The following is a 25,403-nucleotide window of genomic DNA, read 5'->3' on the forward strand; positions in this document are numbered from 1 at the left end:
TTGCACAGCCGCCGCGGTTGGCGAGGGGTCCGCATGCAGACACAATAGGCGGTCTCCCCTTCACGATTTGCGGAGCGCCGCATGGCCGACCTGAAAGAAGCACGAGTCCCCGATATCGGCGGCTATGACGACGTGCCGGTGATCGAAGTGCTGGTTTCGGTCGGTGACCGTGTCGAGCAGGACCAGGGTCTGGTCACGCTGGAGTCCGACAAGGCCACGATGGAGGTTCCCGCCCCGTTCGCCGGCACGGTGAAGGAACTCAAGGTCAAGGAGGGCGACAAGGTCTCGCAGGACACCGTGGTCGCGATGATCGAAGCCGATGGCGAGGGCGGTGCCGACGCCGCATCCGCCGATGCAGATGCAGGCGACGAAGCAGCCAAGGCCACGGCCGATGCCGGCGCTGACGCCAAGGCCGACGCATCGACGCCGGCCGCATCTGCGCAGCCCGCCGAGGCGGCGTCCGATGCGAACGCGTCCTCCGGCGGTGTCCAGGACGCGCCGGTTCCGGATATCGGCGGCTACGACGACGTGCCGGTGATCGAGGTGCTGGTTTCGGTCGGTGACCGGGTCGAGAAAGACCAGGGTCTGGTCACGCTGGAATCCGACAAGGCCACGATGGAAGTCCCCGCGCCGTTCGCCGGCACGGTGAAGGAACTCAAGGTCAAGGTCGGCGACACGGTCTCGGAGGGCAGTGTGGTGGCCCGGATCGAGACCGAAGGCGGCGAGGCCGCACCGGTCGAGCGCAAGGCGCCGGCCCAGCCGGAGGCGCAGGCGCCGGCGAAATCCGACGATCCGGCCGCGGAGCCGGCGTCGCCGGGCGCGAAGCCCGACGCCATCGCCCAGGCATCGATGGAGCATCGTCCGGCGGGCCGCGGCGAACCGCCCGTGCGTTTCGAGGCCGATGCGGTGCTCCCTGACAAGGTGCCCTACGCCAGTCCCGCCGTGCGCCTGTTCGCCCGCGAGCTGGGCGTCGATCTGTTCAAGGTCAGTGGCACCGCGCGCGGCGGCCGGATCAGCCGTGAGGACGTGCAGCAGTACGTCAAGGGCGCGTTGTCGGGGGCCGCATCGAAGCCGGCCGCGGCGACGGGCGGTGGCGGCGGACTCGACCTGCTGCCTTGGCCGAAGGTGGATTTCACCAAGTTCGGCGAGATCGAGGAAAAGCCGCTCTCGCGGATCAAGAAGATCTCCGGTGCCAACCTCGCCCGCAACTGGGCGATGATCCCGCACGTCACCCAGCACGACGACGCCGACATCACCGACCTCGAAGCGCTGCGCGTGCAGCTCAACAAGGAAGAGGAAAAGAGCAAATCCGGCATCAAGCTGACCATGCTCGCCTTCCTGATCAAGGCCAGCGCCAACGCGCTGAAGAAATTCCCTGATTTCAACGCCTCGCTCGACGCCGCGGGCGAGACGCTCACGCTGAAGAAGTACTTCCACGTCGGCTTCGCCGCGGACACGCCGAACGGTCTGGTCGTGCCGGTGGTGCGCGACGTCGACAGGAAGGGCGTGCTGCAGATCGCGCAGGAGATGGGCGAACTGGCGAAGAAGGCCCGCGACGGCAAGCTCGGCCCGGCCGACATGCAGGGCGGTTGCTTCTCGATCAGCTCGCTGGGCGGGATCGGCGGGACCAGCTTCACCCCGATCGTCAACGCGCCCGAAGTCGCCATCCTGGGCGTGTCCAAATCGTCGATGAAGCCGGTCTGGGACGGCAAGCAGTTCGTGCCGCGCCTGGTCCTGCCGCTGTCGCTGTCCTACGACCATCGCGTCATCGACGGCGCCGCCGCGGCCCGCTTCACCGCTTATCTCGCCCAGGTGCTGGGCGACATGCGTCGCGTCCTGCTGTGACGTCGCGCGTGGCCGGCGACAGGCCCGGAGCGGAGGCCGAGACCGGCAATCCCCGCGAGCGCGCGCGGTTGGCCGTGCGCAACGCCACGGTCGCCGACATTCCGGCGATCGCGGCGCTGTCCGAACGCGTCTACGGCGAGGATGGCGGCTACACGCCGGAAATGCTCACCGGCCAGGTCGCGCAGTTCCCGCAGGGCGTGTTCGTGGCGGTCTACGAGGACGAGGTGGTCGGCTACTGCGCCACCTTCCGCATCGACGAGGCCAGCGCGATGCGGCCGCATCGCTGGATGGAGATCGCCGGTGGCGGCTATGCGTCGCGACATCTGGTCAACGGCGACTGGCTGTACGGGATGGAAGTCTGCGTCGACCCGCGCCACCGCGGCCTGCGTATCGGCCGCCGGCTGTACGAGGAGCGCAAGCGCCTGTGCCAGCGGCTCGGCCTGAAGGGCATCGTGTTCGGCGGGCGCCTGCCCGGATTCGGCCGGCGCGAGCGCAAGTTCGGCGGCGACGTGGCGGCCTACGTCGAGGAAGTGCGCGCAGGGCGCTTGCGCGATCGCGCGCTGAGCTTCCAGCTGCGCAACGGGTTCGAACTGCTGGGCGTGCTGCCCGGCTACCTGCCGACGGACCTCGAATCGCGCGGACACGCCGCGCACCTGGCCTGGCGCAACCCCAAGATCGACCCGCGCGCCAGTACCGCCGGCACCGCGCGCCCGCTGCCGGAATCGGTGCGCGTGGCCACGGTGCAGTACCAGCAGCGCCGGGTGACCTCGTTCGACGAGTTCGCGACCCAGGTCGAGTACTTCGTCGATATCGCCGCCGACTACCGCGCCGACTTCGTGGTGTTCCCGGAGCTGTTCACCCTGCAGCTGCTGTCGGTGGAGAACAAGCCGCTGTCGCCGGTCGATTCGCTGCTGGCGCTGACCGGCTACACCGAGCGTTTCGCGGCGATGCTCACCGAGCTGGCGGTGCGCCACAACATCAACATCATCGGCGGCTCGCATCCCACCCGCACCGGCGACGACGCGGACCCGCGCGTGCGCAACATCTGCTACGTGGCGCTGCGCGACGGCTCGCTGCACACCCGCGACAAACTGCATCCCACGCCAAACGAACGTACCTGGTGGGGCATCGGCGGCGGCGACAGCGCGCAGGCGATCATGACCGACTGCGGGCCGATCGGGATCATGATCTGCTACGACAGCGAGTTCCCCGAACTCGGCCGGCACCTGATCGACCAGGGCGCGATGATCCTGTTCGTGCCGTTCTGCACCGACACCCGCGAAGGCTACCTGCGCGTGCGCTACTGCTCGCAGGCGCGCGCGGTGGAGAACCAGTGCTACGTGGTGCTGTCGGGCAACGTCGGCAACCTGCCGGGCGTGAACAACTTCGACATCCAGTACGCGCAGAGCTGCATCCTGACGCCGTGCGACTTCCCGTTCGCGCGCGACGGCGTCGCCGCCGACACCACCCCGAACGTGGAGCAGGTGGCCTTCGCCGACCTGCGCCTCAACGACCTCACCGTGGCCCGCAACGACGGCACGGTGCAGAACCTCAACGACCGCCGTCACGACCTGTACGCGCTGCGCTGGGCGCGCCGCCCGGTCGTGCCGGCGCTCCCCCGACGCATGCAATCCCCGGAGAACACCTGATGGCCAAGACGCTCGAAGTCACCGTCCCCGATATCGGCGGGTTTTCCGATGTGCCGGTGATCGAGGTGCTGGTCGCGGTCGGCGACAGCGTCGACAAGGACCAGGGCCTGGTCACGCTGGAGTCCGACAAGGCGACGATGGAAGTGCCGGCGCCCGCCGCAGGCAAGGTCGTCGCGCTCAAGATCAAGGTAGACGACAAGGTGTCCGAGGGCGCCGTGGTCGCGGTGATCGAAGCCGAAGGCGAGGGCGAGGGCGACAATGCGGCACCTGCCGCCGAGGCGAAGCGGCAGGACGACAAGGGTGGCGACAAGGGCGCCGCCACGGCCTCCGGCGCAGCCGCGCCGAAAGACGCCGGTCCGGCGAAGCCGCCGGTGGCCGCTTCGCATCGCGCCCCGGCCGAGCCCGAAGCCGTCAAGGCCGCGCCGTCGTCGGGCCGCAAGGCCGACGTGGAATGCCGCATCGTCGTGCTCGGCTCCGGCCCCGGCGGCTACACCGCGGCTTTCCGCGCCGCCGACCTCGGCCTGGACACGGTGCTGATCGAACGCTACGACAGCCTGGGCGGCGTCTGTCTCAACGTGGGCTGCATTCCGTCCAAGGCGCTGTTGCACGCCGCCGACGTGATCGACCAGGCGCAGCACGCCAGCGACTACGGCGTGGATTTCGGCAAGCCGAAGATCGCGCTCGACAAGCTGCGCACCTACAAGGAAAAGGTGGTCGGCCAGCTCACCAAGGGTCTGGCCGGCATGGCCAAGCAGCGCAAGGTCCGCGTGGTCGCCGGCACCGGCACCTTCGTGTCGCCGCACGAGATCGAGGTGGCCGGGGCCGACGGCAAGACGCAGCTGATCAAGTTCGAGCAGTGCATCATCGCCGCAGGCTCGCAGGCGCTGAAGCTGCCGGGCTTCCCGTGGGACGATCCGCGGGTGATGGATTCCACCGACGCGCTGGAACTGGCCAACGTGCCGAAGCAGCTGCTGGTGGTGGGCGGCGGCATCATCGGCCTGGAAATGGCCACGGTCTACCGCGCGCTGGGCGCGCAGGTCACCGTGGTGGAGCTGGCCGATCAGCTGATGCCGGGTGCCGACAAGGACCTGGTGAAGCCGCTTGCGGACCGCCTCAAGAAGCAGGGCGTGTCGGTGCACCTGAAGACCAAGGTGGTCGAGGCCAAGGCCGCGAAGAAGGGGATCGACGTCTCCTTCGAGGGCGACAGCGTGCCCGGCACTACGCAGTTCGACCGTGTGCTGGTGGCCGTGGGCCGCAGCCCGAACGGCAAGAAGATCGGCGCGGACAAGGCCGGCGTGCGCGTGGGCGAGCGCGGCTTCATCGATGTCGACCGGCAGATGCGCACGAATGTCGACCACATCTTCGCCATCGGCGACATCGTCGGTCAGCCGATGCTGGCCCACAAGGCCACGCACGAAGGCAAGCTCGCGGCCGAGGTCGCCGCCGGCGAGAAGAAGGAATGGGTGGCGCGGGTCATCCCGTCGGTCGCGTACACCGATCCCGAGATCGCCTGGGTCGGCATCACCGAGACCGAGGCCAAGGCCAAGGGTCTCAAGGTCGGCGTGGGCAAGTTCCCCTGGGCCGCCAGCGGTCGTGCGATCGGGCTGGGGCGTACCGAGGGCTCGACGAAGTTGATCTTCGACGAGGCGACCCATCGCATCGTCGGCGCGGGCATCGTCGGCGTGCACGCCGGCGACCTGATCGCCGAGGCGGCGCTGGCGATCGAGATGGGCGCGGAAGTGGCGGACATCGGCCACACCATCCATCCGCACCCGACCCTCAGCGAATCGGTCGCGATGGCGGCGGAAGTGTTCGACGGCACGATCACCGATCTCTACCTGCCCAAGCGGAAGTAACCGCGCGGCTTCGCGTCGGCGTGTATGCGTTCGACGGCATGGCACACGTACGTATGCCGTGTCGTCGCGTCGTGTCCGAGGAGACGATTCCCCACGAATGATCGCCGGTGAGGTGAGCCTGCGCGACAGCCACGTGGCTGTCGCGGCGTTCGTCAGCGGCTGCACCGCGGCGATGCTCGGGTGCCGACGACGGCAGGATGAGGGGACGGACGGCTGTCGGACGGCAGACAGAAGCACGGCCCCCGAAGGGGCCGTGCGCGCGAGTCCGAGAACCGTGCCGTCAGAACAACAGCGCGATCAGGATCAGTACGGGAATCGGCAGGCCCAGCAGCCAGAGCAACAGATATTTCATGGAAGATCTCCGCGATGAGACAGGGGGTGGCGATCAGAGATCGCGCCGACGTCCGCCGAAGGTGGCGAGCAGGCTGGCGGAAAACGCGCCGATCAGCAGGGTGATGAACAGCCAGAGCGATGCGTAGGCCGCGGCCTCGCGGGCCTCGTCCGCAGCCTCGCGCGCGGCGGTCTCCGCCTCGTCGATACTGGCGCGCATGTTGGCTTCCAGTTCGGCGACACGCGCTTCGGCTTCGGTCTGGGTCATGCCCGTCCGCTCGGCGATACGCTGCGCGACGTAGCGGGCATCCTCGGCGTCCAGGGAATCGCTGCGCAGCCCGTTGACCAGGATGCGACCGATCTCGGCTCCAAGGTTCGTGTCGGCCGCCTGCGACGTCCGGCTGGAAGCGCCCGCCTGCGACGGGCCGGGCGCGGTCTCTTCCGTCGTCGGATCGGTGGCCGGTGCCTGTTGCGATGCCGCCATCGCCGGCGGGCGGAGAAGCGAATCCACCCAGTACTGCATGTCGCCTTCCGAATCCTCGGAGGCGGCAGCGCCGGCACCCGCGGCTGCGACGCCGCCCGCGGCCGTCGCCGAAGCACCCGCGACCGAGCCGGCGACGCTGGCGCCAGTGCCCAGGATCGCGCCGATCGCCGAGGTCAGGACCGCAGCAGTCAACAGTGTCGCCACGGCCCAGGCCAGGAAGCCGTGTGCGGTATCGCGGAAGTAGGTTTCGTCACCGTGGACGGAGACCCAGCGCGTGCGCAGTCGTCCTGCGAGATAACCGCCGAGCCCGGAGGCGGCGATGGAGGTGAGGGTGATCCAGGCAATGGTCGACCAGCCGAACGTTTCCCGACTGACGCCCTCGTACGACCAGGGCGATACCGACGACATGCCCAGACCCGTGCCGAGAATCAGCAGAATCAGCGACAGCGCTGCGGCAGCGGCGGCGCCCGCCAGCACGGCACCCCAGGACACGGCGCTCTGTTCGGTGACGGCGGCGCGGGATGCGTCCACGGCCGGTGTTGCGGGTGGATGTGCGGGTGTCGGGTTCATGCCGATCCTCGTTGGCTGGAATGCAGTGCGGTCGATGCTGCGCGCGCCGCCGTGAAACCGATGCGATCACATGCAGTTCGAGCACGCCGTCCGGGGCGCGGCGAGCGGCACACGCATGTTGCCGCGCGCACGGGGACGCCGGGATGACCGCAGGATCGCCCGGGTGCGCATCGGCTCCGCGCTGCGTGCGCGAGCGCCGCACCGTGCTGGATGTCGGCGGTCGGTCGGTACGCTTTGTTGCGGTGCATGGTGACAAAGCGAGCCCGGCGAGATACATCTGCGCTCGAAATGGTAGCGGTATCAGGCCGCTGGATTTTCGGGAGATACGGGTGAGCTCGAATGCAGTGCGCCGGGCAGGGGGCCGCCGGGCGTGGTGCGGGGTGACGAAGAACTTCTCGCCAGGGCCGTTTGCAGTACACGGGAAACGGACGACGCCGTCTTGAAGCGTCGTTGTTGGGGGCGACCACGATTCGTGAGTCCAGAGCACACGCGACGCTACAGAGTTCGGTGTTGCCGCTTCGCGCCACCCGCGGAGACGGGTCGTGACGTACGTGTCGGGAGCGGCGTGCTCGCGGCCGTTCCCATTCCGATGCTGAGGACGCTTCAATGAGCATGAAGTTCAGGCGTTTCAAATCGACGGCGATGTTCACCTTCGTGGGTGGCGCGCTGGTCATCAACCCGGCGTTCGCGCAGCAACCGCCGCCGCTATCGCCGGCCCCGAGCGCGGACACCCGTGCCGCGTCCCCGCCGCAGGACGCCACGACGCTGGATGCCGTCGTCGTCACCGGCATCCGCAACAGCCTCAGCCACGCGATGGACACCAAGCGCGAGGCGGCGGGCGTGGTCGATGCGATCAGTGCCGAGGACATCGGCAAGTTTCCCGACACCAATCTCGCGGAGTCGTTGCAGCGCATCACCGGCATCTCGATCGAGCGCCGGGACGGCGAAGGCGCGCAGGTCACGGCCCGCGGCTTCGGGCCGCAGTTCAACATGGTCACGCTCAACGGCCGGCAGCTGCCGGGCGCGGACGCCTTCGGCGCCGCCGGACAGGTGGCCATCGGCGGCGTGGACGGCGGCACGCGCGCCTTCAACTTCGCGCAGCTGGCTGCGGAATCCATCAGCGGGATCGAGGTCTACAAGACCAGTCAGGCGCACGTCCCGAGTGGCGGTATCGGCGCCACCATCAACATCCTCACCGACAGGCCCTTCAACCACTCGGGCATCGTCGCCAGCGCCGGCGCCAAGGTGGTGTCGGATCGCAGCCAGCTCTTCGACGACGACCTGACGCCCGAGCTGTCCGGGATCTTCAGCTACACCAACCCCGACCGGACCTTCGGCGTGGGGCTGAGCAGCAGCTACCAGAGGCGCAAGGGCGGCTCGGTACAGGCCACCGAGAACTACTGGAACGTCCAGCCGTGGACGGGCACGATGCCGGGCGATCCCGAGGTGACCAATGCGCCCGGCATCGGCGATCTCTACGCACGCCCCAACGACCTGCGCTATGCGTTCTCCGAGTTCGACCGCGAGCGCATCAACGGCCAGGCGGTGCTGCAGTTCGCGCCCACCGACAGCCTGACCCTGACGCTGGACTACACCTACTCCACCAACGAGATCACCGAGAACCGCGGCGAGCAGGGCATGTGGCTGCAGAACAGCGACTACACCCACGTCGAGTTCGACACGTCCGGCGCGGTGGCCACGCCCATCTACCTCCGCGAGATCGCCGGCACCAAGGACTTCGGCCTCGAGCAGCAGCGCAGCATGCAGAAGTACCGGCTGGGCTCGCTGGGCTTCAACGCGGTCTGGGACGTCAGCAGCGATTTCCGCCTGAGCCTGGACGCCCACAGCTCCAAGACCGAGAGCTTGCCGAACGATCCGCTCACCGGCGGCGGCTCGATCTTCATGAGCGTGGCGGGGACCAACAACTGCACGGCCGGGCCCCACTGCGGCGGCTCGTGGGTGCAGGAGCTGTTCTTCAACAACGGCCTGCCGATCGGCACCCAGACCTGGTACCCCTCCACCGCGGATGCGATCGCCGGGACCAACGGGGTCGTCAATCCAGGTTTCACGACCGGGGAGATCGGTTCCCAGGTGCTGCGCGTCAACGCGCAGACCCAGATCAGCGAGATCGACCAGGCCCGGCTGGACGGCGAATGGTTCTTCGACCAGGGGCGCTTCCAGTTCGGCGTGGATAGCAGCACCTCGAAGACCCACCGCCTGCAGGCCGCGGAGGCGTATTCGACGCTGGGCGACTGGAGCGTGGCCAATGTCGACGCCGACGTGGCGGGCGGCCTGATGGACCTGTTGCAGCCGCTCGATCTGGTCGGCCTGTTCGACGGCTACGGCATCAGCAGCTGGCCGGCCTGGCGGGGCGATGCCGGCGCGCTCGCCCTGTGGGCGCAGGGGCAGTACGGCGTCGGGCTGGGGGTGAGTCCGCAGAACGCGGCCGACAACCGGGTGGAGGAGAAGACGCGCTCCGCCTACATGCAGGTTTCGCTGGACGGCGAGCTGGGCGGTTTCACGACCAATACCCGTATCGGCGTGCGCTACGAGACCACCGATGTCGTCTCGACCTCGGTCATCGCGGTTCCCGAAGCGATCGAGTGGCAATCGAACGACGATTTCCGGATCGTGCTGTCCGACGAACTCGAGCCGTTCAGCGAGTCGAGCAGCTACAGCTACATCCTGCCCAACCTGGATTTCAGCATCGATCTCACCGACCGGATCAAGGGCCGCGCCTCGTTCGGCAAGAGCATCGCGCGCGCACCCTACGGCAATCTCTATGCAGGCCCCGGCGCGCAGCAGCCGTCGGGCTCGGTCCTCCTGGACCCGTCCAGCCGGGCCAGTGGCAACGCGCAGAATCCAGGCCTCAGGCCGCTGGAATCGGACAATCTCGACCTCGCGCTGGAATGGTACTTCGCCGAATCCAGCTATGTGTCGCTGACCTACTGGCACAAGTCGGTCAGCAATTTCGTCGGCAACACCGTGACCCAGGAATCGCTCTACGGCCTGACCGACCCGACCTCCGGTCCCGATGCCCAGGCGGCGCTGGCGTTTCTCCAGAGCGCCCAGTGCCGGGAACAGGTGGGGCCGGCCAACGCCTCGGCGTGCTCGGGCAACGACACCTCGCTGTTCACCGCACTGGCCCTGCTGCGCAACGATCCAGCCGGCCTCGGCGCGTTCGACGGCACCGGCGCCCAGGCGTTGGCGACCGAGGTCGCCTACGACCTGTACGGGCGGCCGGACGATCCGTTGTACCTGTTCAACGTCAACCGGCCGATCAACCAGAACCAGTCCAAGCTGCACGGGTGGGAACTCGGCGGGCAGTACTTCTTCGGCGACACCGGATTCGGGATCCTGGCCAACTACACGATCGTCCAGGGCGACGTCGGCTACGACGACGGTGGCGATCCCGGCATCGACCAGTTCTCCCTGACCGGGCTGAGCGATACCGCCAATGTCATGTTCATGTACGAGAAGCTCGGCTGGTCGGTGCGCCTTGCCTGGAACTGGCGCGACGAGTACCTGATCCTCGCCAACCAAGGCGCCAGCCGGAATCCCTACTACGTGGAAGCCTACGAACAATGGGATCTGAGCGTGAACTACGCGCTCGACGAGCACTGGTCGTTCGGCCTGGAGGCGATCAACCTGACCGGCGAGGACGTGCGCTGGCATGCACGCACCGATCAGCAGATCATGCGGTTGGCCAACCAGAGTCCCCGCTACATGCTGGGGGTGCGCTACAGGTTCTGAAGGGCGCATCGGTGCGGTGGACAGGTCGGGAGAGCGACAGCATGGAGAGGTGATGGCGCGTTACGAACTGCTCAACAACGTCGCGCACAAGGACCTGCGCGTCGCCACCGGCTTCGGTGCCCGGTTCGGCGACGACGTGGGCATGGTGCCGGCCTTTCCCAGCGAGTACGCCGACCTGCAGCGCGAGTACCCGATCTTCTTCCGCAAGGATCCGGACGGCCGATGGGGCTCGGTGGCGTTGCTGGGGTTCGAGCAGCGGGAGAACCTGTACCTGCGCGACGGGCGATGGAACGCCGCCTACCTGCCCGGCGCCGCGGCGAAGGGACCGTTCCTCATCGGCTTCCAGGAGCAGCGCATCGACGGCGAGTTCCGCCGCGAGCCGGTGATCCACGTCGATCTCGATCACCCGCGGGTGAGCACGCACGACGGTGAGCCGGTGTTCCTGCCGCAGGGCGGCCACAGCCCGTATCTCGACCATGTCGCCGGCGTGCTGCGCGGCATCCGCGACGGCATCGAATTCGGCGCGGCCATGTTCAGCGCCTTCGATGCGCTGGGCCTGATCCAGCCGGTGACCCTGGCCGTGGACCTGGACGATCGCCATCGGGTGGACGTCGGCGGCCTGTACGGGATCGACCGCGACGTGCTGACCGCGCTGGACGGAGCGGCGCTGGCGGAATTGAACCGGGCGGGGTACCTGGAAGGGGCGTACCTGGTCCTGGCCTCGTTGCACAACGTGCGTCGGTTGATGGCCGAGAAGCAGCGCCGCCTGCGCGAGCAGGACGCGGCGACATCGGGTGCGGACGCCTGAGCCATGCCCTCGGTCATGCGCTCGATCGATGTCCCCGACGCGGCCGCGCTGCCGCTCGATGCGCTCGTGTCCGAAGGGCAGCCGGTGTTGCTGAAGGGGGTGGCGCGCGACTGGGGACTGGTGCGCGCCGGGCAGGTCTCCACCGCCTCGGCCATGGCCTATCTGCGCGGCTTCGACACCGGCCGGCCGATCCCGTACTCGTACGGCGACGCCTCGATCCAGGGGCGACCGTTCTACACCGAGGACTTCACCGGTCTGAACGTCGAGGTCCGGCGCGGCGGGCTCGGCGAGGTCCTGGATGCGATCGCCGCCCATCTCGACGATCCGCATCCGCCGACCTACTACGTCGCGTCGTTGCCGGTGGCCGGCGCCTTGCCGGGGTTCGGCCGGGACAACGACCTGCGCCTGGCCGACCACGGTGTCCCTGCGGCGCCCGGCCTCTGGATCGGCAACCGGGTCGTGGCCTCCTGCCATTACGACGTGCCGGACAATCTGGCCGTCTGCGCGGTGGGCCGGCGGGCGTTCACCGTGTTCCCGCCCGAGCAGATCGAGAACCTCTACCCGGGACCCCTCGATCCCACACCGGGCGGTCAGGTGGTGAGCCTGGTCGACTTCGCCCGGCCCGACCATGCGCGGTATCCACGCTTCGGCGAGGCGCTGGCCCATGCGCAGACCGCGCTGCTGGCGCCGGGCGACGCGATCTTCATCCCCGGCATGTGGTGGCACCACGTGCGCAGCCTGGAACCGTTCAACGTGTTGGTCAATTACTGGTGGCGCGGTGCGCCGGCGTTCCTGCCGTCGCCGGTGTCGGCGCTCCACCACGCGCTGTGGGCAATACGCGACCTGCCCGAGCGGGAGAAGGCCGCCTGGTGCCATGTCTTCGACTACTACGTGTTCGGGCCACGCGCACAGGCGGGCGACCACATCCCCGAACAGGCGCGCGATGTGCTGGGGTCGATCGACGAGACACGGGCGCGACGGATCCGTGCCCAGTTGCTCGACCGGTTGAACCGCTGAGCGGACGAGGGAGACGCGATGGACGAGCATCAGGCACCGCCGGGCCGGATACGCAGGGTGGTGATCGCCGGGGGGGGCACCGCGGGCTGGCTGGCCGCGTGCGCGCTCGCGCACCAGTTCCGCGACCGGCTGGAGATCACGCTGGTGGAGTCGGAACAGATCGGCACGGTGGGCGTGGGCGAGTCCACCGTGCCGCCGATCCGCACCTTCCACCGCTTCCTGCAGATCGACGAGCAGGACTTCCTGCGCGCAGTGGCCGGCACGTTCAAGCTCTCGATCTCGTTCGAGCACTGGCGCCGCCCCGGCGACCGTTACATCCACCCGTTCGGCATCACCGGGCAGGGGACGCTGGCCGCCGCCTTCCATCATTTCTGGCTCGACAGCCGACGCAGGGGGATGCCGTCAGAACTGGGTGACTTCTGCCTGGAGACGGTCGCCTCGCGTGTCGACCGGTTCTCGCTGGGCACCGACCCGCAGGTCAACTACGCCTACCATCTCGACGCCGGCCTCTACGCGAAGTTTCTGCGGCGTCTGGCCGAGCGCCATGGGCTGGTGCGCATCGAGGGCCGGATCGGCGAGGTCGTGCGCCATGCGACCAGCGGGCACGTCGAGGCCCTGGTGCTGGACGGGGACCGGCGGATCGACGGCGATCTGTTCATCGACTGCACGGGCTTTCGCGGCCTGCTGATCGAGCAGGCCCTGCAGACGGGGTACGAGGACTGGAACGAGTGGCTGCCCTGCGATCGGGCGGTGGCGGTGCAGACCGAGTCGGCGGGTCCGCCGGTGCCGTACACGCGCGCGATCGCGCATGAAGCGGGCTGGCGCTGGCACATCCCGTTGCAGCATCGGGTCGGCTGCGGCCTGGTGTTCTCCAGCCGGTACATGACCGACGATCAGGCGCAGGCGAAATTGCTGGGCGATGTCGGCGCGCGGCCGCTCCGGGACCCCTGGGTGGTGCCGTTCCGCACCGGCCGCCGGCGCAAGGCGTGGAACGGCAACGTGGTCTCGCTGGGTCTGGCGAGCGGCTTCATCGAACCCCTGGAATCGACCAGCCTCCATCTGACCATCAGTGCCGTCGTGCGGCTGATCCAGTTGTTCCCGTTCGACGGCATCTCGCCGGCGCTGGTGGATCTGTTCAACGACGTCGGTCGCGCGGAGATGGAACACGTGCGCGATTTCATCGTCCTGCACTACCACGCCACCCAACGCGACGAGCCGATGTGGGCGGCGTGCCGGGACATGTCGCTGCCGCCGTCGCTGGAGATCCGCCTGCAGGCCTGGCGCGAGCGCGCGCACGCGTGGCAGGGCGCCGACGAACTCTTCCGCGTCGATTCGTGGACGCACGTGCTGCTGGGGCAGGGCATCGTGCCCCGCCAGCATCACCCCCTGGCGCGCGCGCTACGCGACGAGGACCTGCGCCAGCTGCTGCGGTCGATTCGCGAGCCGGTCGAACGCGCGGTCGACCGGATGTCCTCCCAGCAGGCGTTCATCGATCGCTACTGCAAGGCGGACGCCGCGGTGTGGGGCGCGCGCTCGCCCGCGCGGTAGTCGGCGTTTCGATCTCCGGAGATCCGGCCAGCAGGGCGCGCGGCTCAAGCGTATCGATCAGGAACGTCGTGGGCAGACATCGCGGTAGGGCGACCTCGCGTCGCGTTCGGCCCATGCCGCTATCTGTCCCGCAAGCAGGGAGATCGTTCAAATCGAGCGCGCGGTGCAGGCCGATATGTGCCGCAAATAAAAAAGGCCGCGGCTTGTGCCGCGGCCTCGTCGTGCTTCGTGCCGGAACGGTCGATCAGAAACGGAACGTCACGCCCGCCATCGGGCCGTGGACCTTGAGCTGGCCCTGCAGTTCGCCCTGGACGCGGATCGGGTCCACACCCACTTCGGGGACCGCATCGAAGGACGCGGTGTAGTTGTCCTTGAGCTTCAGGCGGAACCAGTCGTAGCCGACGTGGATGCCGAAGCGCTCGGTCAGCAGGTATTCCACGATCAGGCCGGCGCGTTCGAAATGGCCGCGCTCGTCGAGAAAGTTGCCCCAGCGGGTGTCCATATACTGGCCTTCCAGGCCCACGCGCCAGCTGTCGCTCGGGCGCCAAGTCAGGCGGGTGTGCAGGCCCGGCGACAGACCGCTGCGCTTCCAGCGGTAGGACTCCTCGCCGGCATCGATCTCATCGGTGCCCGACCAGTTCACATTGGCGCGCCCTTCGAGCTCGGCGTAGGTGACGCCCAGGCCGAGACCCCACTGGAAGGCCTCGTTGCTGATGAAGGAGTACTCGTAGTTGAGGCTGGCCAGGCTGAAGTTCACGCGACCGTTGAGGTCCACGGCCGGCGTGTCGACGGGGAAGTCGGGAAGATCGACTTCGTCGAAGAAATTGCCGGGATTCAGCGAGTCGGCATCCAGGCCCCAGCTGTTGGTGCGGGCGTAATCGTAATAGTTGCCCACCAGCGCCTGACGGTCGCTGATGCGGAAGCCGAGCGCACCGCGCGGGCGCCAGCGACTGCCGACGTCGAGCGTCTCTGCGCCACCGAACGTGGCGCTTTCGGTGCCGTCGGTGGCGGTGCCGTCGCCTGAAAAACGCAGTTGAGCTTCGGGGTAGAACGCGCTCAGGCGCAGGGTGAAGCGGTCGTCGCGCGCATTGTCCTGCGCGTGCGCCGCCGGCAGGGCGACAAGCCCGGCGATGGCGGCAAGCAGCGAAAGAGACAGGGCGCGGGTGGCGGGTGCGGGCATGGAAACCTCGGGGTCTTGTTGTGTTGTAGGCATCGGGGGAGCGGCGGAGCAGAGGTCGGCGCCGTGCGACAAGTGTCGAGGCTGGGGAGGTCGTCTTCCCGTGAAGACGGTGGCGTATGGAGGAATGGGCAGGACAGGTCTTCCTGCGCTCTGTGCGGGACGCATCGCGGTTGCTCGGGTATCGCGCGTTGCTCCCGGGCCCGGCATGTCGGGCGGACTCGCACCGGCGAAGCCTGGTGCGGACAGGCGGCGGGGGGCGATGCCTCAGGGTGGCGTCGGTCGCGCAGGTGAGGCATGTCCGACCGGCCGAGCGGAACGTCGACGGGCAGGCTTCGCGCAAGAAGAAGCCCCGGTGGGGCCGGGGCTTCGGGTGGGGCCTGGCACTGGATCGACGAGGAAGGGTGCAGGCCGCGATGACATGGACCGCCGCGGCGACCACAAGTTCCGCCCAACTCGCAGATATCGTGCTGAATGCGGCAACCCGGCCCGGGACTGTGACCGGCGTCCTGTCGCGGTGGATGTCTTCAGGCCAGGCGCGGTGGACATCCGTTCGGCGCGACTTCCGCCGGTTGTCCGCAAATCGAAGCGACTGCTATACTTTTGCGGCTTCGCGGGACGGTTTCGACGACATCCCGGATTGCCCGACCGCTGTACGCCCATCGTTGCAGGACTCTTGCTTGTGTTGACTTCCGTCGCTGCGGGTCGGCGACTGGCGCAGCGCGCAATCGTCTGGCAGGCGATCGCGGTGGCGCTGGTGGCCTCGGCCTTCCTCTTGAAGGGGGTGCCCTGGGCGCTGGCGGCGCTGGCAGGAGGCGGGGCGGTTGCGATCGGCGGCTGGCTGTCCAGCGTGATCGCGTTGGGGGGAGGCGTCAATCCGGCCGCGGGCGCGATCGCGCGGATCGTGGTCGGGGTGTTGGCGAAGTGGGCGGTGGTGGTGGTCGTGTTGGGTCTGGTCGTGGGTGTGGGCGGTTTGCCCCCCGTGGCCGCCATGACGGGCGTCATCGTGGCCCTGGTGACACAGATGCTGGCCATGGCCAGCCGTTGATCGGTACATAAAGAGGCGGACAGGCACATGGCCGGCGAGGCGGAACAGACCCCCACCAGCTACATCCAGCACCATCTCCAGAACCTCGTCTACGCCGAGGATGGGGTGCGTGGCGCGCAGGCCACCGACGGCTTCTGGTCGCTGAATCTGGACACCTTCCTGACCTCGCTCACGCTGGGTCTGATCATCACCGTGCTGTTCTGGCTCGGCACCCGCAAGGCGACCGCGGGCGTGCCCGGCAAGTGGCAGGCCTTCGTCGAGATCATGCTGGAGTTCGTCGACCGCCAGGCGCGCGACACCTATCACGGCTCCAGCCGGCTGGTGACGCCGATCGCGATCACCCTGTTCTTCTGGATCCTGCTGATGAACATGCTCAAGTTCATCCCGGCGGACTTCTTCGCGGTGCCGCTGTCGATGGTCGGCGTGAACTACTGGAAGCCGGTGCCGACCGCCGACGTCAACGCGACGCTGGGCATCTCGATCAGCGTGTTCTTCCTGATGCTGTTCTTCGCGCTGCGCGCGAAGGGCCTGGGCGGGTTCTCCAAGGAGTTCCTCACCGCGCCGTTCGGCAAGTGGATGATGCCGTTCAACCTGATCCTCAACATCGTCGAGTGGGTGAGCAAGCCCATTTCGCTGGCGATGCGACTGTTCGGCAACATGTTCGGCGGCGAGATCGTGTTCCTGCTGATCTGGGTGCTCGGCGGCGCAGGCCTGATCGGCATGCTCGGCGGCGCCGTGTTCGGCTTCGGCTGGATGATCTTCCACCTGCTGGTCATTCCGCTCCAGGCCTTCATTTTCATGATGCTGTCGATCGTCTACCTGAGCCTGTCGGAAGACGCGCACTGACGGCCGACGCTGCAGTCCTCTCGTTTCGTAACACCCTCACCATTCAACCCTCGCACCATCCGTTCCGGAGAAAACCATGGAAATCGCTCTGACCTCTTTCGCCCAGATCCAGGCTTCGACCGTTCTGGCCGTCGGCATCATGATCGGCCTGGCCGCGCTGGGCGCCGGTCTGGGCCTGGCCATCATGGCCGGCAAGTTCCTGGAGTCGGCCGCCCGCCAGCCGGAACTGATCCCGGTGCTGCAGGTCCGCATGTTCATCACCGCCGGCCTGATCGACGCCGCGTTCATCATCTCGGTCGCGGTCGGCCTGCTGTTCGCGTTCGCCTCGCCGTTCATCGGCCCGGTCGCTGCGCAGATCGGCGGCTGATCCAGCCGGTGCGAGGAAGCGGGCGGCGTGAGCGCCGCTCGCCTTCCAGGATGACAGCTGGCATGCCGCGCATGCCCGGACCATCACCACAGGCAGTGGCACACCCATGAACATCAATCTGACCCTTCTGGCGCAGGCATTGTCCTTCGCGGCCCTGATCTGGTTGATCGCAACCAAGGTCTGGCCGCCGTTGCTCAAGGCCATCGAAGAGCGCCAGCAGAAGATCGCCGAAGGCCTCGCCGCCGCCGACAACAGCCAGCGTGCGCTGGCCCAGGCGCAGGAACAGGTCAACGACGAGCTCAAGACCGCGCGCACCAAGGCGAACGAGATCATCGACCAGGCCCACCAGCGCGCCAACCAGATCGTCGAGCAGGCACGTGCCGAGGCGCAGGCCGAGGGCGCGCGCCAGAAGGCGCTCGTCGATGCGGAGATCGAGGCGTCGGCCAACCGTGCCCGCGAAGACCTGCGTCGCCAGGTGTCCGTACTGGCGGTGACCGGCGCCGAGAAGCTGCTCAAGCGCGAGATCGACGCCAACGCCCACAAGGCGCTGCTCGACGAGCTGGCGGCGGAGATCTGAGCGTGAGCCTCGAGATCACCCTCGCCCGTCCGTACGCCCGTGCCGCGTTCGGCATCGCCCGCGACGCCGATGCTTTCGCGGCATGGTCGGACGCGCTGGCGTTCGCCGCACGCGTGGCGGCCGATCCTCAGGTCCGTCCGCTGCTCGGTAATCCCGGACTGACCGACGATGCCGCCGTGGCGCTGGTCGCGCCGGACGATGCGCAGGCTGACGTCCGCGACTTTCTCGGCCTGTTGGCCGAGAACGGCCGCCTGGTGCTGCTGCCCGAGGTGGCCGGTCTCTACGAAGACCTGCGCGCCGAGGCCGAGCACGTCGTGCGGGCCACGGTGACCTCGGCATCGGCGCTGCCCGATGGCGAGCTGCAGGCCATCCGCGATGCCCTCAAGCGCCGCTTCGGCCGCGAGGTGCAGGTGGAAACCGCGGTCGACGAGGCCCTGATCGGTGGCGCGGTGATCAGTGCCGGCGACGTGGTCATCGACGGTTCGCTGCGCGGCAAGCTCGCGCGCCTGCAGTCGGCCCTGAGCCAGTAATCGGGACGCGGACGCCGTTCACGAAGCGGCACCCCGCGCCCACCACAGTTTCATCTACCGCGCGCCATCGAAGCTGGTGCGCTCGAGGATCCGGAAATGGCAAGCACCCAGCTCAACCCCTCTGAAATCAGCGAACTGATCAAGAGCCGCATCGAGAAGGTCAAGCTGTCCGCCGAAGCGCGCAACGAGGGCACGGTGACGTCCGTGTCCGACGGCATCGTGCGCATCTACGGTCTGGCCGACGTGATGCAGGGCGAGATGATCGAACTGCCCAACGAGACCTTCGCACTCGCGCTGAACCTGGAGCGCGACTCCGTCGGCGCCGTGGTGCTGGGCGACTACGAGCACCTGCGCGAGGGCGACGTGGCCAAGACCACCGGCCGCATCCTCGAAGTGCCGGTGGGTCCGGAACTGCTCGGCCGCGTGGTGAACGCGCTGGGCGAGCCGATCGACGGCAAGGGCCCGATCGGCGCCTCGCTGACCGCGCCGGTGGAGCGCGTCGCTCCGGGCGTGATCTGGCGCCAGTCGGTCGACCAGCCGGTGCAGACCGGCTACAAGTCGGTCGACGCGATGATCCCGATCGGCCGCGGCCAGCGCGAGCTGATCATCGGCGACCGCCAGACCGGCAAGACCGCGATGGCGATCGATGCGGTGATCAACCAGAAGGGTACCGGCATCAAGTGCGTGTACGTGGCGATCGGCCAGAAGGCCTCGACCGTCGCCAACATCGTGCGCAAGCTCGAAGAGAACGGCGCGCTGGCCCACACCGTCGTGGTCGCCGCGACCGCGTCCGAGTCGGCCGCAATGCAGTACATCTCGCCGTACGCTGGCTGCACCATGGGCGAGTACTTCATGGACCGCGGCGAAGACGCGCTGATCGTCTACGACGACCTGTCCAAGCAGGCCGTGGCCTATCGCCAGATCTCGCTGCTGCTCAAGCGCCCGCCGGGCCGTGAAGCCTACCCGGGCGACGTGTTCTACCTGCACAGCCGTCTGCTCGAGCGCGCCGCGCGCGTGTCGGCCGACTACGTCGAGAAGTTCACCGAAGGCAAGGTCACCGGCCAGACCGGCTCGCTGACCGCGCTGCCGATCATCGAGACCCAGGCCGGCGACGTGTCCGCGTTCGTGCCGACCAACGTGATCTCGATCACCGACGGCCAGATCTTTCTCGAGACCGACCTGTTCAACGCGGGCATCCGCCCGGCGGTGAACGCCGGTATCTCGGTGTCGCGCGTGGGTGGTTCGGCGCAGACCAAGATCATCAAGAAGCTGTCGGGCGGCATCCGCATCTCGCTGGCGCAGTACCGCGAGCTGGCGGCGTTCGCGCAGTTCGCCTCCGACCTCGACGAAGCGACCCGCAAGCAGCTCGAGCGCGGCCAGCGCGTGACCGAACTGATGAAGCAGAAGCAGTACCGGCCGATGTCGATCGCCCACCAGGCGCTGACGATCTACGCCGTCAACGAGGGCTTCCTCGACGACGTGCCGGTCGCCAAGCTGCTGGCCTTCGAGGAAGGCCTGCATGCGCACTTCGACAACACCGACGGCGCGCTGGTCGAGAAGATCAACGGCTCGGGCGCCTGGAACGACGAGATCGAAGCGGCCTTCAAGAAGGGCATCGCGGACTTCAAGCAGACCGGTTCCTACTGAGGTCGCGGTCCGCGTTGGCGCAGTCGTAACAACAGGTCGTAACAACTAGGGTGTGGTGGTGCGACGGGACTGGCCCAGCGGCCGGCCCCGACCCCCAGCAGACCCGGCGAGCGGAGCGAGCGAGATGGCAGGCGGCAGAGAAATCAAAACCAAGATCAAGAGTGTGCAGAACACCCGCAAGGTGACGCGCGCGCTCGAAATGGTCTCGGCCTCCAAGATCCGCAAGGCGCAGGACCGGATGAAGCAGTCGCGTCCGTACGCGCGCGCGATGAAGCAGCTGATCGGCCACCTCGCCCAGGCGAATGCGGAGTTCCAGCATCCGTACCTGGTCGAGCGCCCGGAACCCAAGCGGGTGGGCTACGTGATCGTGTCGTCCGACCGCGGCCTGGCCGGCGGCCTCAACAACAACCTGTTCCGCAAGCTGCTCGGCGAGATCCGCGGCTGGCAGGAAAAGGGCGTCGAGGTCGACGTGGTCACCATCGGCCAGAAGGCGACCGTGTTCTTCCGCCGGCTGAAGGTGCAGATGCTGGCCAGCGTGACCCACCTGGGCGACACCCCGGAAGTCGAGCAGCTCATCGGCGTGATCAAGGTCATGCTCGACGGCTACAACGAAGGCAAGCTGGATCGCGTGTTTCTGGCCTACAACGACTTCGTCAACACCATGACGCAGCGGGCCGCGTTCGATCAGTTGCTGCCGTTGCCGCCGGCCGAGGAGTCCATCGTCAAGCACGACTGGGATTACCTGTACGAGCCCGATGCCGAGACCGTGCTCGAGCACGTGCTCACGCGCTACATCGAATCGCTGGTCTACCAGGCGGTGATGGAGAACGTGGCCTCCGAGCATGCTGCGCGGATGGTGGCGATGAAGTCGGCCAGCGACAACGCGACCAAGATGATCGACACGCTGAATCTGGTCTACAACAAGGCCCGCCAGGCGGCGATCACCCAGGAAATCTCCGAGATCGTGAGCGGCGCCGCGGCGGTCTGACGGCTTCTGTAGGAGCGGCGCACGCCCCCTGATCGGGGCCTGGTCCGCGACCTGCGAATCGCGCGCACGGCGCGCTCCTACAACAGATATTGAGTTCAGAGGAAACCAACATGAGTCAGGGCAAGATCGTTCAGATCATCGGCGCGGTCGTCGACGTGGAGTTCCCGCGCAACGAAGTGCCGAAGGTGTACGACGCACTGAAGGTCGACGGCACCGCGATCACGCTGGAAGTCCAGCAGCAGCTCGGCGACGGCATCGTGCGCGCGATCGCCCTCGGCTCGACCGACGGCCTCAAGCGCAACCTGGTCGCCAACAACACCGGCCGCGGCATCGCGGTGCCGGTCGGTGTAGGCACGCTGGGTCGCATCATGGACGTGCTGGGCGCGCCCATCGACGAGGCGGGCGATGTCGACGCCGACACCACGTGGGAAATCCACCGTGACGCGCCGAGCTTCGACGAGCAGGCGTCGGGCACCGAGCTGCTCGAGACCGGCATCAAGGTCATCGACCTGATGTGCCCGTTCGCCAAGGGCGGCAAGGTCGGCCTGTTCGGCGGCGCCGGCGTGGGCAAGACCGTCAACATGATGGAGCTCATCAACAACATCGCCAAGGCGCACTCGGGTCTGTCCGTGTTCGCCGGCGTCGGTGAGCGCACCCGCGAAGGCAACGACTTCTATCACGAGATGATCGAGTCGGGCGTCGTCAACAAGGACAACCCGAAGGAGTCCAAGGTGGCGATGGTCTACGGCCAGATGAACGAGCCGCCGGGCAACCGCCTGCGCGTCGCGCTGACCGGTCTGACCATGGCCGAGTACTTCCGCGACGAGAAGGACGCCTCCGGCAAGGGTCGCGACGTGCTGTTCTTCGTCGACAACATCTACCGCTACACCCTAGCCGGCACCGAAGTCTCGGCGCTGCTGGGCCGCATGCCGTCGGCGGTGGGCTACCAGCCCACGCTCGCCGAGGAAATGGGCGTGCTGCAGGAGCGCATCACGTCGACCCGCACCGGTTCGATCACGTCGATCCAGGCCGTGTACGTGCCCGCGGACGACCTGACCGACCCGTCGCCGGCGACGACCTTCGCCCACCTGGACTCGACCGTGACCCTGTCGCGCTCGATCGCCTCGCTGGGTATCTATCCGGCGGTGGATCCGCTGGATTCGACCAGCCGCCAGATGGATCCGCTGGTCATCGGCGACGAGCACTACAGCACCGCGCAGCGCGTCCAGCAGACCCTGCAGAAGTACAAGGAGCTGAAGGACATCATCGCGATCCTGGGCATGGATGAGCTGTCGGAAGAAGACAAGCAGGCCGTGTCGCGCGCGCGCAAGATCGAGCGCTTCTTCAGCCAGCCGTTCCACGTGGCGGAAGTTTTCACCGGCGCCCCGGGCAAGTACGTGTCGCTGAAGGACACGATCCGCGGCTTCAAGGGCATCGTCGACGGCGAGTACGACCACCTGCCCGAGCAGGCGTTCTACATGGTCGGCACCATCGACGAAGCCGTCGAGAAGGCCAAGAAGATCGCCGAGAAGGCCTGATCCGCGTGCGCCCTCTCCCGCGACCGGGAGAGGGGGCCAGGCAGAAGAGCATTTACTTATGACCAGCACCATCCGTTGCGACATCGTCAGCGCCGAAGCCGAGATCTTCCACGGCGAAGCCACCCTGATCGTGGCCACCGGCGAGCTCGGCGAGCTCGGCATCGCGCCGCGCCACGCACCGCTGATCACCCGGCTCAAGCCCGGCAAGGTCGTGGTGACCCAGGCCAACGGCGAGAAGCTCGACTTCGCGATCTCGGGCGGCATCCTCGAGGTGCAGCCGCAGGTGGTGACGATCCTGGCCGATACCGCGATCCGCGCCGACGACATCGACGAGGCTGCGGTGAAGAAGGCGAAGGAAGACGCCGAGCGCGTCATCGCCGGTCGCGGCGAGGCGATGGACATCGCCGAAGCGCAGCAGAAGCTGGCCGAGGTCTCGGCGCAGCTGCAGGCGCTGGAACGGCTGCGCAAGAACCTCAAGCACTGAGGGCGCAGCAGCGCTTCCGAGAAGAACGCCGGCCATGCGCCGGCGTTTTTCGTTGCATCGTCGACGCTTCGTCTGTTCGGCCGTGTACTCCGTCGAACGCCGAATCGCCCTTCTCGCAGACCTTTGCCGGTACCGCAGTAGCCATCCGGACGCGATGTGGTCTGCGAGCCGGTGTGACGCTGACCGCACTGCGCCTCGATTCAGTGGTTTCCACGAAGCCGCTCAGGGGAGTCGCGACGGGTCGTGGGCGGACACCCGAGCAGGTGCCGACGCACCGGGCCCGATCCGGTGACGCTTCGCGCGCAGTGATCAAGCAGATGCGGGTGCGGGCGCAGCGCCCCGTGCTCAGCGCCTGTAGATCCACTGGCGCGAGATGACGAACCCGATCAGCCCCAATGCGATTTCCACCAGCGGCTTCGCCAGCCAGGCCCATTTCAGGCCGAGATAGTCGTCGATCTGGCCGATGGCCCAGGTGCTGACCAGCGTGGTCGTGACCCACATGACCAGGAAGCGTTGCAATTGCACGCGGCCGACTGCGGTCCCTTCGCCCGCGAACGTGAAGCGACCGTTCATCCAGAAACCGAGCAGGGCGCCGCAGATCCGGCCCACGATATTGGCGTGCCGGACCGGCAAGCCGAGATGGCTCAGCCCGACCATGACCGCCCAGTCGAGCAGCCACTGCACGCCGCCGATGATCAGGTAGCTGCGCGATTGTCGGGCGAGGCTCAAGGGCGGCTCGTGGGCGTGTGAGACGAGGAAAGGGCGCGATGGACGCCCTGGCACGGGGCAGGCGCGATGCTAACAGCGCGGCCCGTTAGAATTCCGCGATTACTGTCGAACAGCAGAAGGTTGCCCCCATGACCGCTCCTCTCCACGTGATCGTCCTCGCTGCCGGCGAAGGCAAGCGGATGCGGTCCTCGCGACCCAAGGTCCTGCAGGCGATCGCGGGCCGACCGATGCTGGCGCATGTCGTCGCGACCGCGCGCACGCTCGATCCCGAGGCGATCCATATCGTCTACGGCCACGGGGGCGACCAGGTCCGGGCGGCGTTCGCCGACCAGATGGACCTGGTGTGGGCGGAGCAACGCGAGCGGCTCGGCACCGGCCATGCGGTGGCGCAGGCGATGGGGGAGGTTCCGGACGGCGCACGGGTGCTGGTGCTGTACGGCGACGTGCCGCTGATCACCGCCGATACGCTGCGCAATCTGCTGGCGGGCGAGCGCGAAGCGCGGCTGACGGTGCTGGTGGCCGATCTCGAAGATCCGAGCGGTTACGGCCGTGTGGTCCGCGACTCCGAAGGCCACGTGGCCGCGATCGTCGAGCACAAGGACGCCGACGACGAGCAGCGTCGGATCCGGATCGTCAACACCGGCATCGTGGCGGCCGAAGCAACCGCGCTCAAGCGCTGGCTCGGCACGATCTCCAACGACAATGCGCAGGGCGAGTACTACCTGACCGACATCTTCGCACTCGCCGCGGGCGAGTTCACCGCGGCCGAGATCGTCGCCGTGGCGGACCCGCTGGAAGCCGAGGGTGCGAACGACGCCTGGCAGCTCGCCCAGCTCGAGCGCGCGTTCCAGCGGCGAGCGGTGCGGGCGCTGTGCGCGCAGGGCGCACGCTTCGCCGACCCGGCGCGGGTGGATATCCGCGGCGAGGTGGTGGTGGGGCCGGACGTCGAGTTCGATGTCGACGTGATCCTCGAAGGCCGGGTGGAACTGGGCGAGGGCGTGCGCGTCGGGCCGTTCTGCCGGCTCAAGGACGTCGGCCTGGGCGAAGGCACGGAAGTCCACGCGCATTGCGATCTCGAAGGCGTGCGGGCGGAAGGTTCGGTGACCATCGGGCCGTTCGCGCGCTTGCGCTCCGGGACGGTGCTGGCCGATGGCGCCCGCATCGGCAACTTCGTCGAAACCAAGAACGTCACCGTCGGCGTGGCCAGCAAGGCCAATCATCTGACCTACCTGGGCGATGCCGAGATCGGCGCTTCGGTGAACATCGGCGCCGGTACGATCACCTGCAACTACGACGGCGTGAACAAGTGGAAGACGGTGATCGGCGACGGGGTCTTCATCGGCTCCAACGCGTCGTTGGTGGCGCCGGTGACGATCGGCGAGGGTGCCACCACGGCCGCGGGCTCCACGATCACCGCGAACGTGGCCCCGGGTACGTTGGCCGTCGCCCGTGTGCGGCAGAGCACGATCGAAGGCTGGACGCGCCCCAAGAAGCGCTGAGGACGCACCCTCGCGGCGTCGCGCGGGCGGGATGTGGCGCCGTTCGCCGATCCCGGTGCGCGCTGATCGGATGGCGGGCGCGGATCGTCCTGCTGCCCTGCGACGCAGGACGC

20 protein-coding genes are annotated in these 25,403 nt (G+C 67.8%); 17 read left to right on the top strand and 3 right to left on the bottom strand.

Features of this window, described 5'->3' with window-relative positions; all coding sequences use genetic code 11:
* The first annotated feature begins 81 nt into the window (after window positions 1-81).
* From aceF to lpdA, 3 genes are read left to right on the top strand one after another with little or no spacing between them, the layout of a single operon-like run.
* A complete protein-coding gene (aceF, locus tag RG19_RS01195; RefSeq protein WP_058833659.1) occupies window positions 82-1,845 on the top strand; it encodes a dihydrolipoyllysine-residue acetyltransferase in 1,764 nt (587 codons plus the stop codon).
* Between the two features lie 8 nt (window positions 1,846-1,853).
* Complete coding sequence (locus RG19_RS01200; protein ID WP_058836345.1) at window positions 1,854-3,494, top strand: GNAT family N-acetyltransferase; 1,641 nt, start codon at window positions 1,854-1,856, stop codon at window positions 3,492-3,494.
* Window positions 3,494-5,350: a dihydrolipoyl dehydrogenase gene (gene lpdA, locus RG19_RS01205; RefSeq protein WP_058833660.1), complete on the top strand. Its 1,857-nt coding sequence runs from the start codon at window positions 3,494-3,496 to the stop codon at window positions 5,348-5,350. Before RG19_RS01200 ends, lpdA begins: the two co-directional genes overlap by 1 nt.
* Window positions 5,351-5,735: 385 nt before the next feature.
* On the opposite strand, the gene RG19_RS01210 is transcribed toward lpdA, so the two are convergent.
* Window positions 5,736-6,695 (bottom strand): hypothetical protein, encoded by a 960-nt coding sequence (locus tag RG19_RS01210; protein WP_058833661.1) that lies wholly within the window; start codon window positions 6,693-6,695, stop codon window positions 5,736-5,738.
* Between the two features lie 645 nt (window positions 6,696-7,340).
* On the opposite strand from RG19_RS01210, the gene RG19_RS01215 reads away from it, so the two are divergent.
* The 4 genes from RG19_RS01215 to RG19_RS01230 are packed head-to-tail and all read left to right on the top strand — an operon-like array spanning window position 7,341 to window position 13,860.
* Window positions 7,341-10,487 carry a TonB-dependent receptor gene (locus RG19_RS01215; RefSeq protein ID WP_058833662.1) on the top strand — a complete coding sequence of 1,049 codons (3,147 nt, stop codon included), beginning with the start codon at window positions 7,341-7,343 and terminating at the stop codon, window positions 10,485-10,487.
* A 52-nt stretch (window positions 10,488-10,539) separates the two neighbouring features.
* Window positions 10,540-11,295, top strand: a complete 756-nt coding sequence (locus RG19_RS01220; protein ID WP_058833663.1) for a SapC family protein — start codon at window positions 10,540-10,542, stop codon at window positions 11,293-11,295.
* Between the two features lie 3 nt (window positions 11,296-11,298).
* Window positions 11,299-12,312: a cupin-like domain-containing protein gene (locus RG19_RS01225; RefSeq protein WP_058833664.1), complete on the top strand. Its 1,014-nt coding sequence runs from the start codon at window positions 11,299-11,301 to the stop codon at window positions 12,310-12,312.
* 18 nt (window positions 12,313-12,330) lie between these two features.
* The gene (locus RG19_RS01230) at window positions 12,331-13,860 is read left to right on the top strand and encodes a tryptophan halogenase family protein (RefSeq protein ID WP_058833665.1); all 1,530 of its coding nucleotides are present in this window, start codon (window positions 12,331-12,333) and stop codon (window positions 13,858-13,860) included.
* Window positions 13,861-14,104: 244 nt separating this feature from the next.
* On the opposite strand, the gene RG19_RS01235 is transcribed toward RG19_RS01230, so the two are convergent.
* Window positions 14,105-15,040 (bottom strand): TonB-dependent receptor, encoded by a 936-nt coding sequence (locus tag RG19_RS01235; protein ID WP_058833666.1) that lies wholly within the window; start codon window positions 15,038-15,040, stop codon window positions 14,105-14,107.
* A 679-nt stretch (window positions 15,041-15,719) separates the two neighbouring features.
* On the opposite strand from RG19_RS01235, the gene RG19_RS01240 reads away from it, so the two are divergent.
* The 9 genes from RG19_RS01240 (at window position 15,720) to RG19_RS01280 (ending at window position 23,062) form a co-directional block, all read left to right on the top strand.
* Entirely contained in the window at window positions 15,720-16,085 is a 366-nt protein-coding gene (locus tag RG19_RS01240) for a hypothetical protein (protein ID WP_058833667.1), read from the top strand.
* Window positions 16,086-16,112: 27 nt separating this feature from the next.
* The gene (gene atpB, locus RG19_RS01245) at window positions 16,113-16,931 is read left to right on the top strand and encodes a F0F1 ATP synthase subunit A (protein ID WP_058833668.1); all 819 of its coding nucleotides are present in this window, start codon (window positions 16,113-16,115) and stop codon (window positions 16,929-16,931) included.
* 76 nt (window positions 16,932-17,007) lie between these two features.
* Entirely contained in the window at window positions 17,008-17,298 is a 291-nt protein-coding gene (gene atpE / locus RG19_RS01250) for a F0F1 ATP synthase subunit C (RefSeq protein WP_058833669.1), read from the top strand.
* Between the two features lie 106 nt (window positions 17,299-17,404).
* On the top strand, window positions 17,405-17,875 hold the full coding sequence (locus RG19_RS01255; RefSeq protein WP_058833670.1) for a F0F1 ATP synthase subunit B: 471 nt from the start codon (window positions 17,405-17,407) through the stop codon (window positions 17,873-17,875).
* 2 nt (window positions 17,876-17,877) lie between these two features.
* Entirely contained in the window at window positions 17,878-18,405 is a 528-nt protein-coding gene (locus tag RG19_RS01260) for a F0F1 ATP synthase subunit delta (RefSeq protein ID WP_058833671.1), read from the top strand.
* Window positions 18,406-18,501: 96 nt separating this feature from the next.
* A complete protein-coding gene (gene atpA, locus RG19_RS01265) occupies window positions 18,502-20,052 on the top strand; it encodes a F0F1 ATP synthase subunit alpha (RefSeq protein ID WP_058833672.1) in 1,551 nt (516 codons plus the stop codon).
* A gap of 124 nt (window positions 20,053-20,176) precedes the next feature.
* Window positions 20,177-21,040 (top strand): F0F1 ATP synthase subunit gamma, encoded by an 864-nt coding sequence (gene atpG, locus RG19_RS01270; protein ID WP_058833673.1) that lies wholly within the window; start codon window positions 20,177-20,179, stop codon window positions 21,038-21,040.
* A 110-nt stretch (window positions 21,041-21,150) separates the two neighbouring features.
* On the top strand, window positions 21,151-22,578 hold the full coding sequence (gene atpD / locus RG19_RS01275; RefSeq protein ID WP_058833674.1) for a F0F1 ATP synthase subunit beta: 1,428 nt from the start codon (window positions 21,151-21,153) through the stop codon (window positions 22,576-22,578).
* A gap of 58 nt (window positions 22,579-22,636) precedes the next feature.
* Complete coding sequence (locus RG19_RS01280) at window positions 22,637-23,062, top strand: F0F1 ATP synthase subunit epsilon (RefSeq protein ID WP_058833675.1); 426 nt, start codon at window positions 22,637-22,639, stop codon at window positions 23,060-23,062.
* 345 nt (window positions 23,063-23,407) lie between these two features.
* Here RG19_RS01280 and RG19_RS01285 read toward each other — a convergent pair whose 3' ends face one another.
* Window positions 23,408-23,791 (bottom strand): GtrA family protein, encoded by a 384-nt coding sequence (locus RG19_RS01285; RefSeq protein WP_058833676.1) that lies wholly within the window; start codon window positions 23,789-23,791, stop codon window positions 23,408-23,410.
* A 128-nt stretch (window positions 23,792-23,919) separates the two neighbouring features.
* Here RG19_RS01285 and glmU point away from each other — a divergent pair, with 128 nt between their 5' ends.
* Window positions 23,920-25,290: a bifunctional UDP-N-acetylglucosamine diphosphorylase/glucosamine-1-phosphate N-acetyltransferase GlmU gene (gene glmU / locus RG19_RS01290; RefSeq protein WP_058833677.1), complete on the top strand. Its 1,371-nt coding sequence runs from the start codon at window positions 23,920-23,922 to the stop codon at window positions 25,288-25,290.
* Window positions 25,291-25,403 lie beyond the last annotated feature (113 nt).

Source organism: Luteimonas abyssi, assembly GCF_001482195.1.
Classification (GTDB): domain Bacteria; phylum Pseudomonadota; class Gammaproteobacteria; order Xanthomonadales; family Xanthomonadaceae; genus Luteimonas; species Luteimonas abyssi.